General features: G+C 73.5%; 1 protein-coding gene. It reads left to right on the top strand.

All coding sequences use genetic code 11. The annotated features are described in order from the left end of the window. Positions 1-1288 (top strand): polysaccharide deacetylase family protein (locus ACLD7X_RS16850; RefSeq protein WP_411424842.1); only part of this gene is annotated, 1288 nt, incomplete at both ends.

Below are 1288 nucleotides of genomic sequence, written 5' to 3'. Positions count from 1 at the left end.
CCCTGTGGTCCGCCGGGGCCGAGGATCCGGGCGTCTGGCCCGTTCTGCGCGGCCTCACCGGACCCGGCGCGCTGGCGGCGGTCGAGGCGGTCGCGCTCGATCATCACGTGGCCTACCTGGGCCGGGGTCCCTTCCTGCATGTGCTGGACGCCGGCGCGCCCGGCCAGCGGCGGCTGTTCACCGATCCCGCCACCGGCCGCTTCACCGGACAGGCCTATGACCCCGTGCCCCGTCCCGTGCTGATGGAACGCTATGGCCAGCGCCCCGAACGTCTGGTCGCGCTCAGCTTCGACGACGGGCCCGACCCCGTGGCGACGACGGCGATCCTCGACGTTCTGGCCGACCGCGGCGCTCCCGCCACCTTCTTCGTCATCGGGCGCAACATGGCGCGCAATCCCGATCTGGTGCGCCGCATGGTGGACGACGGGCATGACGTCGGCTCGCACACCTTCTTTCACCCGCGCAGCGAAACGCTGGGCGACCTGCGCCTGGTCATCGAACTGAACGCGGTGCAGCGCCTGCTGGCCAGCATCACCGGGCGCGGGACCCTCCTGTTCCGCACGCCCTATGGCCGCAGCGAAGGCCCGGTGACCGCGGCCGAGGCGCGGGCGCTGGCCGCGGTCCTGGACCGGGGCTATGTCGCGACGGGGGGCGACATCGTGCCCCGCGACTGGGAAGGCATCGGCCCCGAGGCCATTGCCGCGCAGGTGCTGGCCGAGGTGCACGCGACCCCCGGCAGCGCGGTCGTGGTGCTGCATGACGCGGGCGGCGACCGCCGCCCGACCGCCGCCGCCGTCGGACCCATCATCGATGCCTTGCGCGCGCAGGGCTACCGCCTGGTCACGATGGGCACGCTGCTGGGGATGGACCGCGACACGGTGATGCCGCCGCGGCGCGATGCGCTGTCGCGGCTGGACAGGCTGTCCTTCGGCCTTCTGTCCGGCCTTGGCACGGCCCTGTTCTGGCTGTTCTGGATCGCTGTGCTGGCGGGGGCCGCGCGGGCGCTGGTCGTGCTGGCGCTGGCGCTGCTGCGCCGTCCGCATCGCCCGCCCCCCGCCGCCCGGCCGGTCACGCTGGCCGTGGCGATCCCCGCCTTCAACGAGGCTGCGGTGATCGAACGGTCCATCGCGGCGGTGCTGGCCTCGGACTGGCCCGACCTGCGGGTGATCGTCGTGGACGATGGATCGACCGACGCCACCGCCCAGGTCGTGCAGGACCGCTTCGGCCATGACCCGCGCGTGACCCTGATCCGGCAGGCCAACGCGGGCAAGTGGGCCGCCATGAACGC

Origin of the sequence: Aphanothece microscopica RSMan92 (assembly GCF_046613545.2) — a bacterium.
Classification (GTDB): domain Bacteria; phylum Cyanobacteriota; class Cyanobacteriia; order PCC-6307; family Cyanobiaceae; genus NIES-981.
Note: the sequence above shows the minus strand (reverse complement) of the source record. Positions and strands in the feature narration are given on the sequence as shown.